Origin of the sequence: Pseudoalteromonas sp. P1-8, from assembly GCF_001399985.1 — a bacterium.
Classification (GTDB): Bacteria; Pseudomonadota; Gammaproteobacteria; order Enterobacterales; family Alteromonadaceae; genus Pseudoalteromonas.
Map to the genome: position 1 here is coordinate 103,759 of NZ_LJSO01000009.1, position 14,908 is coordinate 118,666.

The 14,908-nt window shown below is 39.1% G+C and carries 12 protein-coding genes; 9 read left to right on the top strand and 3 right to left on the bottom strand.

Annotation, left to right across the window (positions count from 1 at the left end; genetic code table 11):
• Window positions 1-5: 5 nt before the first annotated feature.
• Complete coding sequence (locus AN213_RS13820; protein ID WP_054563104.1) at window positions 6-1,220, bottom strand: hypothetical protein; 1,215 nt, start codon at window positions 1,218-1,220, stop codon at window positions 6-8.
• A gap of 768 nt (window positions 1,221-1,988) precedes the next feature.
• On the opposite strand from AN213_RS13820, the gene AN213_RS13825 reads away from it, so the two are divergent.
• From AN213_RS13825 to AN213_RS13845, 5 genes are all read left to right on the top strand, one after another.
• Window positions 1,989-3,227, top strand: coding sequence for an AAA family ATPase (locus tag AN213_RS13825; protein WP_054563105.1), 1,239 nt, complete (start codon window positions 1,989-1,991; stop codon window positions 3,225-3,227).
• Window positions 3,228-3,241: 14 nt separating this feature from the next.
• Entirely contained in the window at window positions 3,242-4,204 is a 963-nt protein-coding gene (locus tag AN213_RS13830; RefSeq protein WP_054563106.1) for a hypothetical protein, read from the top strand.
• 415 nt (window positions 4,205-4,619) lie between these two features.
• A complete protein-coding gene (locus tag AN213_RS13835; protein ID WP_054563107.1) occupies window positions 4,620-7,763 on the top strand; it encodes a DEAD/DEAH box helicase in 3,144 nt (1,047 codons plus the stop codon).
• Window positions 7,764-7,992: 229 nt separating this feature from the next.
• Window positions 7,993-9,459 (top strand): DNA recombination protein RmuC, encoded by a 1,467-nt coding sequence (rmuC, locus tag AN213_RS13840; protein WP_055198890.1) that lies wholly within the window; start codon window positions 7,993-7,995, stop codon window positions 9,457-9,459.
• A gap of 1 nt (window position 9,460) precedes the next feature.
• Window positions 9,461-10,438 carry a hypothetical protein gene (locus AN213_RS13845; RefSeq protein ID WP_055198891.1) on the top strand — a complete coding sequence of 326 codons (978 nt, stop codon included), beginning with the start codon at window positions 9,461-9,463 and terminating at the stop codon, window positions 10,436-10,438.
• A 30-nt stretch (window positions 10,439-10,468) separates the two neighbouring features.
• Here AN213_RS13845 and AN213_RS13850 read toward each other — a convergent pair whose 3' ends face one another.
• The gene (locus tag AN213_RS13850; protein WP_055198892.1) at window positions 10,469-11,173 is read right to left on the bottom strand and encodes a hypothetical protein; all 705 of its coding nucleotides are present in this window, start codon (window positions 11,171-11,173) and stop codon (window positions 10,469-10,471) included.
• 126 nt (window positions 11,174-11,299) lie between these two features.
• Here AN213_RS13850 and AN213_RS13855 point away from each other — a divergent pair, with 126 nt between their 5' ends.
• The gene (locus AN213_RS13855) at window positions 11,300-11,875 is read left to right on the top strand and encodes a DJ-1/PfpI family protein (protein WP_055021228.1); all 576 of its coding nucleotides are present in this window, start codon (window positions 11,300-11,302) and stop codon (window positions 11,873-11,875) included.
• Here the strand turns inward: AN213_RS13855 and AN213_RS13860 are convergent.
• Window positions 11,870-12,751 carry a LysR family transcriptional regulator gene (locus AN213_RS13860; protein ID WP_055021229.1) on the bottom strand — a complete coding sequence of 294 codons (882 nt, stop codon included), beginning with the start codon at window positions 12,749-12,751 and terminating at the stop codon, window positions 11,870-11,872. The genes AN213_RS13855 and AN213_RS13860 overlap by 6 nt on opposite strands.
• Window positions 12,752-12,851: 100 nt before the next feature.
• On the opposite strand from AN213_RS13860, the gene AN213_RS13865 reads away from it, so the two are divergent.
• The 3 genes from AN213_RS13865 to AN213_RS13875 all read left to right on the top strand — a co-directional run bounded on the left by AN213_RS13865 (window position 12,852) and on the right by AN213_RS13875 (window position 14,895).
• Window positions 12,852-13,340 (top strand): DUF2938 domain-containing protein, encoded by a 489-nt coding sequence (locus tag AN213_RS13865; RefSeq protein ID WP_054563113.1) that lies wholly within the window; start codon window positions 12,852-12,854, stop codon window positions 13,338-13,340.
• A gap of 9 nt (window positions 13,341-13,349) precedes the next feature.
• Window positions 13,350-13,982, top strand: coding sequence for a thiopurine S-methyltransferase (gene tmpT / locus AN213_RS13870; protein WP_054563114.1), 633 nt, complete (start codon window positions 13,350-13,352; stop codon window positions 13,980-13,982).
• 112 nt (window positions 13,983-14,094) lie between these two features.
• Window positions 14,095-14,895 carry a class III extradiol ring-cleavage dioxygenase gene (locus AN213_RS13875; RefSeq protein ID WP_054563115.1) on the top strand — a complete coding sequence of 267 codons (801 nt, stop codon included), beginning with the start codon at window positions 14,095-14,097 and terminating at the stop codon, window positions 14,893-14,895.
• Window positions 14,896-14,908 lie beyond the last annotated feature (13 nt).

A 14,908-nucleotide genomic window follows, 5' to 3' on the forward strand; every position in this document is an offset into this window, starting at 1 on the left:
AAAATTTAGTCTTCTACTATTTCTTCAATTTTATCTTCATCGATTAAAACAGCATTTTCAACAATGCGCTTACCACCTTGAATTTCGATTCGTTTGTTATGCTTATTAAGCGTAAGAATCTCATCACAAAATTGATCAGATGGATGCATCTCATATGTGTAATCAATAATATTACCCGTTTTGTCATCTTTGACATTGGTAATGTTATATTCAGAGATTGCACCTTTCTCAATTAAGTCTTTCATTGTCGTTGTCATATCACGACGCAAAGCTTTTAATTTATTCTCGGTAATTTCGTCTGTTGAATAAATAGAGCCATATTTTTCCATAATCGATAATAGTCGGAAATGGTAGGTCTTACCCGGTGCCGCATAACGCCATAAATGATATAAACGAAGCATCATCCAACGAGATAAACCACGTTTTAATTCTTGAGCACTATTAAAGTAGTAACCTTTGTATTCAAGATTATCGATCATGTTATGAACGAAGGCATTTAAACAAGCTACACATTTTACGTTACCACCCTGACCTTTTTTGCCACTAAAATGAAGTGACGATAAAAAGTTCATGTTCGATTCGTAAAATGAGTCATCAATATCAGAGTTACGCGTATCTGTTGCTGAATATTTAAAAGAAAGCTTAGAACCTTGTAATGCTTCTAATGATTCTTTGATTTGCGGATAAGGCATCGACTGGCCAACAGCTTTCAGCTCTTGTGCTAATTCATTCATTGAAAAAACAACTGCGTATTGAATACCAGACTTAAAATTGATTTTTACAATTTTCCCTTTAGAGGCTAAACGAATTAAGGCACGTTCAACCTTTTCTTCACGATCCGATGGCCAAACAAGATATTCAACATCTTCACCATCTTTTCTTGTGCTTACTACCGCAGGTGTAATTTTGATTTCACCATCATATAGAATGCCGTCTACTTTTTCAGAGATTTTTCGTGTAACGATGGTTTTCTTTGGTGCTTCTTCAACCGGAAGCTTCTTATGACCAGAACGGACAAATCGTCCCCATAGATCATAATGATTAAATGTATTTGAGTAAGCTCTCAAACCATGTGCAGCATTTTCAATTGAAACACGCACATCTTTGTTGTCTGTAAATAGTGCAAGACTTTCATTATCTATTGCACTTTCCACCCCGTGGATCTGCCCGCGTAATGTATCGGGTAAGTTATCTACCGAGATGTTGACCTTTCGGCTCATTGTTCTTATTTCCAATTTTTCTTCGACAGTTAATAACAACACATAAAACTTCAAAAGTTAAATGTTTAAGTTAGTATAAACTTGATCCGATCATAATTTATTTCTTCGGATCAGTTTTATACTAACTGTTTCGTAATTGCTGATTTTCAGATCAGATTTTTACTAAGTTATAGTTGATAGGTCGCGATTTTACTAACTCATTTCAAATTATGTCGCGTTAATCACCTTTTTAAAGCGATTTAACACGACATAAATCGCTTTTTTAAAATCCATGTGGATAAACAGCTCTTAAGTTAGCATAGATCTGATCTGTACCAACTATAGATCAGATCCATACTAACTTATTGTGCATTTTAGTCATGCTCTCGGTGCATAACTTTATAATTTAGTTAGTAAAAAGTTGATCTACACCACTATTTTTGTGAGTAAAGCAGTGGTTAAACTGTGCATAAGTCGAAAGCTCATTTTTTGCTTAGTAATTGGCTGATCTGCGAGTCATTAAAGATCTGATCTTTACCAAGTAAAAACACGATCTGGCTTTTTAGTAAATATTCAATGAAATCAGACATATATTTCACTATTTTAGCATCTTAGCCTTATATACCTATATACTTAACCGATATTAAACTTACTTATTTATACTTAGCATCAGTAAAGTTACAAATTTTTATTAAATGTCTTATAAATAAAAGGTATGTCGCCTTAAATACTTGTTTACAGCAATTTGAATGGACATTATACTTAAAGCATAACTTTGAGGAAGAAAGTATGTCTATCAATAATAATGCGCTAGCCACTTATAGGTTACTAAAAGCGACAGCAGAAGTTGCTGAAAAATCGCTAGAAGGACGTATTCAACATTATCGTGCCCATTTAAAGTCTGAAGAAAAAGAACTTCGTACTTATACGCAAAAAGCAGCCGCTGACTTATTAGGCTGTAATAATCGTACCTTAAAACGACGTCATGATAATGGTGACTTTGATGCACTTGATATCAAACGTGGTGCAAATGGCCACTACGCTTATACCTTGGTAAATATCTTTGCTATGGCTGATATCATGGATATTAAGCCTGACCACCGTACAGTTCATGATAAATTACAAGTTATCGTTATTAACTCGTTAAAAGGTGGTTGTGGTAAAACTACCAGCATGGTAAACATTGCCGCTGCACTTGCTACTACCAATATTAAACGATACAGAATTGGTATTATTGACCTTGATCCACAAGGTTCTTCATCAAGCTTTTTCCCACCTAGTGAGCCAGACCCAATTACTGTGGGTGACTTAATGCGTGACTGTATCGAACTCGATGAAAACGAAACCTGGGATGAGTTAGTATCGAACTCTTTCTTACCTACCCATATACCTAATATTCGTATTTTGCCTTCAGGTATGGATGATTTTTACTTCGAGCATGAAACTGCAACTTTATTAAAAGATAGCTCTAGTTATGATAAAACACGTCATTATCATAAATTGCTCGAAAAAGTTATTGAACCGGTAAAAGATCAATTTGATATTATTCTAATTGATACAGCTCCTTCTCTTAACTTTATGTTTTATAATGCATTAATGGCTTCTACGTCGATGCTTATTCCAGTTCATCCTGAAGCTGTAGACTTTGATGCAAACAATAAATACTTAAAGCGATTAGGCGAGATTTACCATACAGTTGCTGCCCTTGGCCACCAAGGTTGGGACTTCATGCAATTCTTAGTAACTAACTATGTTAAAGGGAATCATTCACAGCGCGACATCGTTAAAGACGTTCGTAGTGCATTTGGTCGTCAAGTAATGAGTTACCCAATCAATCATAGCTCGGCAATTACCGCCAGCTCATCTTCTTTTAATACCATTTTTGATCAAAAAACGTCAGATAGCTTAGCTAGTCGTGAGTCACTACTTCGTGCGCAAGAAAATATCAAAGATGTTGTTGATGAACTTGAAATGCTGATCCGTTCTAATTGGCAGTCAACTCAATCGTCTCTAAATACAGCTAAGTAAGGTAATTAATAAAAATGGCTAAAAAACGTAAAAATGATACCAGCTTAGACCCTTTTTCAACGTCTATCGAAAGTAGCAGTTTAGATGCTTTGCTAGAGCAAGCTTCAGCTGGTGATGTTATCAGTATGCCTGCTCCAAGCGATCCTACACGTCAAATTACTTTGGTGTGTAAGGTTATTCCAAGCTCAGAAATTGAAGCTAAAACAAAGGTCTATGGTAAAAACCGCCGTGTACAATCATTACTAAATGAAAAGTCAGTTGCCGATATCCTTCCTGCAATTGCCGAAGACGGCCGTAACCAGCACCCTGCCCTATGTTGGGATAAAGGTGATGAAATGCTTGTATTAGCAGGTTCTCGTCGTCGAAAAGCATGTATCTTAAGTAACTCTGATTACTTAGTTTTAAGCTCTGAAGATTTCACAGATCAAGATGCTAAAATTCTTGCTGTATCATCTGATCAATACATTGCCCCAAGTCTATGGGAGCTAGGTCAAGCATATCAACAGACCCGTGATGAGCTTATTGCTGATGGTAAAAAAGGCTCTTATCGTGAGATTGCGGCAATTGAAGGTGTATCACACACTGCGATTGCTGACGCTATCAAAGCTTATGAGAATCTACCTTCTGAGGTTTTAAGTCTTTACCCTACTGCGAATCATGTTGGCCGTGAAGTAGCTAAAAAGCTTATCAGTGCCAAAGAGCGTGACGAGCAGCTGTTTACCAAGCTTGTAAATGACGTAAGTAGTGATAGCGAAATAGCGCAAATCAGCAGCGATGATAAACGTGCTCTTGCAATTACCAAGCTATTAACTGCTGAGCCAGCAGCGCCAAGCCGTCGTGAAGCCCTTATTGATAGTGAATTTGTGAGCGTACAACGTAACATCAAAAGCGGTGATTTATCTGTGAAAATCGATAATAAAGTGATGACAGACAAACGCTTAGAGCAGCTAACTAAGCTATTAAATAGCTTTAATTAGTTAGTAAAAGAATGATCTCTCACGCTTTTACTGTTAGTAAAAGCGTGATCTCCCCTTCCCTTTCGTTAGTAAAATAGTGATCTATTACCAGTAAAATTGGTACTTATTACACTCTCAGATCAGTTTTTTACCAACTAATAACCCCTTTACAGGGTTTTTCGTTTCATAATTAGATTGCTTAGTAAAAAATTGATCTGTAAAGCCCCTACCTTGTTATTAACCTGTTTATATCTTGTGCGATTGTTGTTTGTTAAATGCTCAGTATGTCAGTTTTCAGCTTTGATTTTATTTTAAAGCAGATTTTTACCAAGTTATCAGCTCCAACCAGTCCAATATTGCTCAATAGTGCTTTAGCTCTGGGCCGATAGATCATATACTGGCAGAATTATTTTTTGTTTTTACTGCCAAAAGCGTTATGTCTGCTAACTTATCCAAAAATGACTTATTAGCTATCTTTGAAGAAATCAAACAAGAGCAAGAAACTCAGTTTCCTCTGTCTGAGCGCTTCATCAAACAGCTATTTAAGCCGCATGTGTTAAGTAAAGCAAAAGAGTATCACCAGAACGGCCAAATCAACTGGTTAGAACATAACAGTGATTTTAGCGTTATTGATGCATCTATGTTTGGTAACGAAGGAAATACCTTTACTCAGCATATTGAGATCAGTAAATTACCAAGTGGTTTTTCGGTCGATTCGCATTGTACTTGTGGTTCTAAAACTAAATGCCGCCATATTGCAGCTGTGCTCCTAAAACTCAAAATTGAACATTCAGGTGACTACGGCGAAGACTACATCATTAACGATTGGTTTAGTGAGCTAAAAACCCTTAAGCAAGTTACTAATGACAATGCCAAACAGGTTCTATTATTTGTTCTTGATGTAGAGAAATCTGTTGTAACCCTTACCCCTAAAATAGCTAATTATGACGCTGAGCATAACTATACTCTTGGTCGTAACCTTACCGAGCAGCAATTAAATAGTTTTGTAACCCCTACTGATTTATTAGAATCTGACTTTCGGTTATATAGCTGGATCCGTTCTCAGAATGCCCTTGGTAAACTAGAGCTTAAAGGTCAATGGGGCTTTGCAGCACTACAGCAATTAATTGCCACCCAGCGTTTGTTTTTAGGCCGTTCGCGCCAAGCAATTAAAGCTGACAGTATGCAAGCGTTAGAGTTTGATTGGAAACAAAACAAAGACTTAACGTCATTGAGCATGACGCTTGCTGGGCAAGATAATTGGTTATTGTTAAAAACAACACCCCCTACTTACCTTGACCCTGAGAAGCTAAAAGTAGGCCGAATTCGTACTCCGTTAACGGCTGATGAAATAGCGTTACTTACCAATATGCCTGCTATTCACACAGAGAACTTTGACCGCGTTTATCAACAGCTGAATGATAATTTTGGTGAAGGTGTGATCCCTCATGCATTTAAGGAAAGCAAAAAAAGCCTAGCTCGAACTGTATTCCCTGTCATCAGTATCAATAATGACGAGGGCACAATCCGCTTAGGATTGCAGTTTAATTATCAAAACTCTTTGTATGATTTAAGCCAGGCGCCAGCTGAAATACTAAACCAATCATTAGAAAATACCGTTGTAAATGAATTAACTAACCTTGGCTTTGAATTATGTAAAGGGGCTTTACAAACAGAGTTTATCTTTAATAAACAATCAGTTATTCATGAACATTGGTTAAAGTTTGAAATAATTCCAAACTTATTAAAACGTGGTTGGAAAATTAATGATGAGTTAGCTGTCGGCAAAGTCCTTAAACAACTTTCACTGCAAATTGAGCGTGGTAAAGGTCATCAGATAGTTAGTAAAATCGTGATCTCTGGTGTTAAAACTCAACAATTGTTTGTTACTGATAACAATACTTATCAATCGCTTAATCGACAAAGTGAGCGCTTTTATTACTTTACTGTAGGAAAACGCTTTGCTGTGGTTGAAAAGGCCGCGATGATGCAGCTTAATGATTATCGTGAACGTTTTGAGCATATTAAAACCCGTGACGAAATCTTAATGCCTTTGTCGTTTTTGCCTAAGCTCATCGAGCAAAAAGCAATTAAGGTTAATATTGTTGACGATGCTCTAGATGCTTATCTATCGGAATTAAATAGCTCACAACAGCTTATTAAAAAGTCCGATATTCAAGGCTTAAACCAGGGTGTGCAATTGCGTGAGTATCAACAACACGGTGTTGATTGGCTTAACTTTTTAAAACGTCACCAGCTTGGTGGTATTTTGGCTGATGACATGGGGCTAGGTAAAACCCTACAAGTTATTGCCTTTTTAGCTAATGCCAAGCAATCACCACAAGCAGGCCCAACGTTAATTGTTTGCCCAACCAGCTTGGTTGGTAACTGGCAAAGTGAAATTAATAAATTTGCGAGTAACTTAAAAATTACCACCGTCTTCGGTGCTGCGCGCAGCGACCAATTACAACAGTTGTCGCAAGCAGATTGTATTTTAACAACTTATCCTCTATTGAAGCGTGATATTGCCTTTTATTCGCCGCTGTATTTTGAAAACATCATTCTTGATGAAGCGCAATATATTAAAAACGACGCTGCGCAGGTTTCACGCTTGGTTAAGCGCCTTAATGCAGACTTTAAGCTCTGCTTAAGCGGCACGCCTATAGAAAATAACTTATTTGAGCTTAAATCTTTGCTCGACTTTGCAATGCCTTCTTTACTTGGTTCGCAAGCACATTTTAAGAGCTATTTTCAAACGCCTATTGAGCGTGATAACGACGTTGCCCGAGCTGATGAACTTAAGTCGTTGATCATGCCATTTATCTTGCGTCGTACTAAAGCACAGGTAACGCAAGAGCTCCCAGAGAAGACTGAGCTAGTTAAAGAGTTTGAATTTGAGAGCAAACAAAAGGAAATTTACACCGGTATAACTGAATCTTTAGAACAGAAATTAGTCGACCTATTTGCACAGCAAGGTGTACAAAAAAGTAAGCTAGCCTTTTTAGATGCATTATTAAAGCTCAGACAAATCTGTTGTCATCCAAAATTGATCGACCCTAGTTCACAGGCTGGCAGCGCCAAACTTGAATGGTTATCTAAGCATTTGCCTATCATGCTTAGCGAAGGTCGTAAGGTGATTATATTCAGTCAATTCACCATGGCACTTGATGTCATAGCAGAGCGATTAAATGAATTAGGTATCAGTTTTAGTATGCTTACCGGGCAAACAAGACACCGCGACCGTGTTATCGAAGAGTTTACTCAAGGTGATACATCCGTATTCTTAATTAGCCTTAAAGCCGGTGGTACAGGGCTAAACCTAACTCAAGCCGATACTGTGATTCATTTTGATCCTTGGTGGAACCCTGCTGTTGAGAAACAAGCGACAGATCGTGCCTACCGTATTGGCCAAACTAACCCTGTGTTTGTTTATAAATTGATTATGGCTAACTCAATTGAACAAAAAGTATTTAAAATGCAGCAGCATAAGCAAGCTCTTGTTGATGCATTATTTACAGAAAAATCAATGAGTTTTACTCAATTTGATGAAGAGCAAATGCTTGCTCTGATAAAAAATTAAATTTTTTTAAAGTTTTTTTGAACTAATCAAATTTTGGGGCGTCTATTATTATGCTTGTTGTTAAATTGCAGTTTACATAAGCATTATGTTGATTTCCCATTTGGTTACTAAATTTTAGTAATGTTAGAGCCAGCTCACTTTGAGCTGGCTTTTTTTATGCCTAAACCCCCTACTCTGCTGAGCACTAATTCGTTATGATGATGTGTCTTTAAGTTATTGAGTTTTCGTTATGATTACAGAGCTGATTGCACAGATTAATTGGCAAAGTGGCGTGCTTGGTGCTGCTGTAGGTGCTGTTGCAAGTGGTGTTATTTTTGCCTTACAAAAAAGTCGCTTAAAAAATCAGTTAACCGAACTGCAAAATAGTCAGCAAATCCAGCAAAATCATTTAGAACAAAAGCAGCTGCAACTTGAACAAAGCCAACTTACGCTTGCGCAGTTACAGCAAGATTACGCTGAGCAACGTGATGAGTCTCAACACTTTAAAACCCGCTTTGTAGAACAAGAAAAGCAAGCACAACAATACAACCAGTTTTGGCGTCAAGTTGAAGCTGAGCTTGCTGATACTAAAGCTGCACTTAATCAGCGCGATGTTGATTTAAGTACCTTACGAAGCACTATAGAGCAAAAAGAACTGCATTTTAAAGAGCAGCTTAGTCATATCAAAGAAAGCAAAGAGCAACTCAAAAAAGAGTTTGAAAACCTCGCTAATCAAATCCTTGAAGAAAAATCACAACGTTTCAAAACCTTAAACCAAGAGAGTATTGAGCAACTTTTAAAACCGGTTCAGGGTGAGCTAAAAGGCTTTCGCGATAAGATGGAATTGATCCACGTGGAAGATCTAAAGCAGCGTGCAGCACTAAAAACTGAGTTATTGCATTTACAGGCTAAAAGCCAAGCCATCACCGAACAAGCTGATAGGCTGAGCACCGCATTACAAGGGCAAAAGAAAACCCAAGGTAATTGGGGGGAGTTAATGCTTGAAAATGTACTAGACAGCGCAGGGCTGCGTGCTGGAGTGGATTATCAACGTGAAGTGTCGTTTAACACCGAAGATGGCCGTTTACGCCCAGATGTTATGGTGTATTTACCTCAGCAACGTCATTTAGTTATCGATGCTAAAACTTCTTTAAACGCGTATACGCGCTATGTAAATGCCGATACAGAGCTTGAGGCGGAGCAAGCGCTTAAAGAGCATGTCACTGCGGTGCAATCACGTATAAACGAGTTAGCAAGCAAAGCCTACGACAGACTACCCGGTATTAACTCACCTGAAGTGGTGATCATGTTTGTACCAATAGAGTCAGCATTTGTTGAAGCGCTTAAGTACCAGAGTGATATCTATCAGCAAGCAATCGAAAAAAATATCTTAGTTGCAACTCCAACGACCTTATTGACTAGCTTGAACATCGTAAAACAATTGTGGCGTTTTGAAGAGCAAACTAAATACTCAAAAGAGCTTGCCGCCCGTGCTGAGCGTTTTTACAACAAGCTCAATGGTTTCCTAACCAGTATGGAAGGGGTTGGTAAGCAATTAGACCGCGCCAAAGAAAGCTATGATAAAGCGTTTTCTCAGCTGTACCGCGGTAAAGGAAACTTGATTAAGCAGGCCTCTGAGTTCAAAGAGTTGGGGGTTTCTGTTCAAAAAGAGTTACCCGCGGAAACTGTTGAAAAGGCCCAATTAGAGTTAGATTAATATGCAGGTTTTAAAGCGCATCGGGTTTGTTGTCCTTGCATATGTATGTTTTGCAAGTACTGTCAAAGCTGCAAATTATGATTACGGCAGCCAACTTAATAAAGCGTTACACGCTAATAAACTCGTTGCAATTGGTGATGTTCATGGCAGCGAGCATGTTGTTACTAGGCTTATTAAATACTTAGATGAGCCTAGTAACTGGCAGCAGCTTGATGATCTTGTCGTTGAGTTTGGTAATGCGCGGTATCAAGATTTAGCTGATCAATATTTGTTGAGCAAACAGAATATAAGCATTGATGACGTAAGGCACATTTGGCGCGACACCTTGTATTTTATGGCATGGCAATATGATGTTTATGAGCAATTAGTTTTAAAGTTAAAACAGCTTAATAGTACCCGTGAACATAAAGTTCGTCTTGTCCTTGCTGAGCCTGCAATGAACTGGCAAACCCTCTCTAAAGAGGATTGGCAAAAGGTAGAAAGTAGCCGTGAAACTGGCTATTTAGAGGCAATAAATCAGCATGTTGTCGCTAAGCATCGCCGTGCAATCTTACTCTTTGGTGCATTTCACACGTTTAAAAAGCCGGTAGTTATAAGCAATCAAACTTCGCCTTTTAGTTCTGTTATTGCATTACTTGAGCAGCAAAAACCGGGCTCCACATACACTGTTTGGCCAGCGATGAAAAACGATGGTATTGCATCATCATACCCTGCGGACAGCTTGATCCCTTTATCGGCTAATAGTTCGTTGAATATGCCCTTAGCGTCAATGTCTAAGCGCTTTGCGGCAAATAACAATGTAAGCCTTGCGGATGTTGCAGATGCTTATTATGTGCTAAAAAACACAGATAGAAATGCACCATTAAGTGATGCGGCTTTAAATGATCTGACGTGGCATAAAGAATTAAAACGTCGTGCTGAAATAGTGTCACCAAGAAGTGCTAAACAAATCCACTCTTGGCTTAGCCAATATAACTAATAAAAAGCCAACGTCATGTGGGCTTTTTTATTAGTTAATAAGTTCTGCTGAAACAATATCGTTGAGCATCAAAAAGTGGTTAAGTACAGACTCTTCAAGTTCGAATACCTGCGCTAGTTTTTCGCCACTTGCTGACATCCCTGTTTGCGCACCAGCAAATTCAATATGTAACCCTAAACGCCTCAGGGTTTGAGCGTCGTAACTATAAATAGCAGAATCACGTTTCTCTGTAATACCAGGCATCATACCTATGATAGTAACCGCCTGTTCAACATTAATGATATCGAAGAATTGTCGCTCTGCTGCTTGCCATTTTGCTATATAGCTAGCGACCTCAGGCGGTTGCTCCATGGGCACGTATAATAGCTGTAATGAGCCCCCATGCCAGCCGATAACGGCTTGCTCTTCAACGAGGACATGTGGGCTTGCGGTAAGTACATAGTTGGCACAAGACGATGCACAAAGCTCGTGTACCACAACATCGAGTTGATATTCATGAACCAAGCCACCTAAATGTAAACCCGCCATTACATCACCACCTTGGCTATTAATAACCAAGGTGTTGATTTGTTGATCGCTACTTACTAATAACTGTTCGAACTTTTCAACATTTTGCTTTGATGTTTCGCCCTGAAAATAAATAGTGCCCGGCGATACTTCACTAATTTCAGCAACGCTTTGCTGTGTTGTTTTACAACCAACCAGCAGCACGCTCAATAAGAATAAAAAACGCATTAACAATGCCTTGAAGTTTTGTTTGTATACAGTGCGCAATTTAATAATATGTCATTAACGAACTGCAAAAATGGCATAGTACGTTTTTTTACTTGAGAAATAAATCCACATAATAGGAACAATTGTATGAATATTGGAATTTACATCTATGATGATGCCGAAGTACTCGATTTCTCAGGTCCGTTTGAGGTGTTTAGTACAGCCAAGCGCCTAGCGAATAATGATTGGCAAGTGAGTTTAATTGCCGAAAGTGATAGTCCTGTACTTGCCCGCGGCGGTTATAGTGTAAACCCCCATTACAGCTTTGCTGACTGCCCTTCGCTTGATCTCCTTGTTGTGGTTGGTGGCGACCATACACGAGAGCTAGAAAAAGCAGAGGTTATTACTTGGTTAAAACACACAGCCACTAACACCAAGCGTGTTGCCTCTGTTTGTACGGGGGCATTTTTGATTGCTAAAACAGGGCTTTTGAACGGTAAAAATGTCACGACTCATTGGCAAGATCAACCAGAGTTGGCTGCTTTGTTTTCTGAGCTCAATGTGATTTCAGATACTCGTTGGATCACCGATGGTAAGTTTACCAGCTCTGGGGGAATTTCTGCTGGCATTGATATGAGCCTAGCGTTAGTCGCTGAGTTTATTAGTTACGAACACGCCCTACTGACTGCCAAACAGATGGAATATCAATGGCAGACTTTATAATTGTTCAGCAATATAGTCGGTTATAAACTGTTTTAAACAGGCAGCCTTTTTACTCAGTAAACGTGCGCTTGGCCAGATTGCATAAATGTCGCGGTTTTCTCCTCGCCAGTGAGGCAGTACTTGAACTAGCTGCTGAGATTTTAATTCATCTATAACCTCAAACCGAGGTAACAAGGCGATACCTTGCTCATCACAAACTAAGTATTTTACAAATCCAGTATCGTTAAAAGTACTAGCAAATCGGCACATGTGAGTATAAGTTGCATTCGTTTGTGTATTGGTTAGCTGCCACTTATTTCGCAACGTGGTACCAATTAACCTATGTTGTTTTAAATCAGCAGGCTCTTCTATGGCAGATGCCGAATTAAGGTATGCTTTAGTGCTAACAAATAAGGTATCAACACTGCCTAACTTTTTCTGATGGAGCATAGAATCAGCCTGCGGCCCTACTCTTATTGCTATATCAGCTTGGCTTTTACTCAGATCTTCAAGTTTATTATTAAGCAATAACTCAAGTTGAATATCAGGGTACTGTTTAGTAAATGCGAGCCACATCGGCTTTAAGAAACCATGACTAATATTCAGAGGTGCTAAAACTTTAAGCTTTCCTGATAATTGTGCTTTTTGATCATTAAGCTGACGGTGAGTTTGTTCAAATTGCTCAATTAATTCAACATAACTTTGAAAGTATACCTCTCCTGCTTGTGTTAACGTGCATTGCCTTGCTGAGCGATTCAAAAGCTGCTCGCCTAGGCGTTGCTCAAGTCGTTGCAAGCGTCTCGATACAGTTGCGGTAGGCAACGACAAGCTCTCAGCCGCATTACGTAGGCCGCCTTGTTTAACAATCTGTATGAATAGGGCAATATCGTCAATCATGTTCTCATTTATGCAATCATAGTTTGTTTATCTTGCTATTTTTAGCATTTTTGCAATTAGATATCATGTCTTTTATTAAATCATTTAAGAGCATCTAATTATGAGTGTTAATGATATTTATGTGATAACTTTTGTAGGCATAGCGGCGACTTTGTTCATTGATCTTTATGCTTTTGTGCTGGCTAAAGTGTTTAAGATACCGTCATTAGACTTTTGTTTAGTTGGCCGTTGGGGCTTGGGTTTATTAGATGGAAAGTTTCAGCACCTGAATATAGCAACTAGTCCAGTTAAGCAGTTTGAGTGCGTGTTTGGCTGGTGTTTACACTACTTTATTGGTGTTTTATTTTCGTTTCTATTTATATTACTGGTCGGTATTGCTTGGCTTGAACAGCCCACCTTAATCGCTGCATGTATATTTGGATTAGCTAGCGTATGTATGCCATTTTTTGTTATGCAGCCCGCTTTAGGGATGGGGATAATGGCTACGAAAACCGCAAAACCACTCCAAGCCCGTTTAAAAAGTGCTGTAACTCACCTACTTTTTGGTGTCGGAATATATTTATCAGCTCAATTCATTCAATTTATTTAGGAGTATGTAATGGACGCAAAGCATTGGCATCAACGTTGGGAAAATAACGAAATTGGTTTTCATGAAGGAGACGTAAACCGTTATCTAGATCAGTATTTTACTAACTTGAATTTACAGCAAGGCGATACTGTTTTTGTACCACTGTGCGGAAAAACTCACGACATTCATTATTTGCTAGCGCAAGGTATGCGTGTTGTTGGGGCAGAACTTAGTGAGATTGCCATTAAGCAGTTATTTGATGAGTTAAAGCTAGAACCCGAAGTTAGCCAACACGGTGAACTATTACGTTACCAAGGCGCAAATCTAACCGTTTGGGTGGGTGATATTTTTGCACTTACCGCGAATGAACTTGGCACTATCAACGCGGTTTATGACCGTGCCGCCTTAGTTGCGTTACCAAAGCCAGTGCGCATTCGCTATACCCAGCATTTACTTGAATTAACCAATAGAGCAACGCAGTTAGTGGTGGTATTTGAATATCAGCAAAGTGAGTTTTCGGGTCCGCCGTTTAGTGTGGTCTCCGATGAACTACATCAGCACTACGATGCTTTTTATCAACTAACATTACTGTGCAAAGAACCTCTCGAAGGTGGCTTAAAAGGGCAAGTCCCTGCCATGAACGTAGCTTGGCATTTAAGTTAGTACTTACAAACTAGTAGTGTGTAAATTCACACCCTAGCTGTGCGTTTTTGTGGCTAGTTATTGTACCTCTGTGCGTGCACTATAGTGATTAGCGTATTTAAGGAGTACATTTATGCAAAAGCCACGCGTTTTCTTTGTTTCACATGGCGGCGGTCCTATGCCTTTACTGGGCGATCCAAGTCATGCCGATATGGTCACTTGTTTACAGTCTATTGCCGCAAAAATTAAAAAGCCATCTGCTATTTTGATGGTGAGTGCACACTGGGAAGCGAACCCAATTAGTATCACTTCGAGCTCTGCTCCTGGGCTAATTTATGATTACTATGGTTTTCCTGAGCCTGCTTACAGCATTGAGTACCCAAGCCCAGGTGAACCTGCCCTTGCCGAAAAAGTACATCATGCATTGGCAAAAGCTAATATCGATAGCGCATTAAACCCATCTCGTGGCTTTGATCACGGTATGTATGTGCCTTTGAAGATTATGTATCCAAAAGCAGATATACCTTGTGTGCAATTGTCGTTACATCCAAGCCTTGAGCCAAGCTTACACGTAGCGATAGGTGAGGCTTTACAACAGCTTGATTACGATAATTTATTGATCATTGGCTCTGGCTTTACTTTTCATAATATGCGCGCATTTTTCACGCCAGAAACCGCTGAAATTAAAGCGCAAAATATGGCTTTTGAGCAATGGCTAGTTGATGTATGTGGCAATACTGAGCTGAGTGAACAGCAGCGACAAGCTAAACTATTAGAATGGCAAATGGCCCCTGCGGCGCGTTTTAGCCATCCTCGAGAGGAGCACTTATTGCCGTTACATGTTTGCTATGGTGCGGCGATGCGCCCTTGTAGTGATATCTACGAACTACGTATTGCCAACAAGCAAGCCAGTATGTTCTTGTGGGACGATTAAGTTTAAGTTCAAC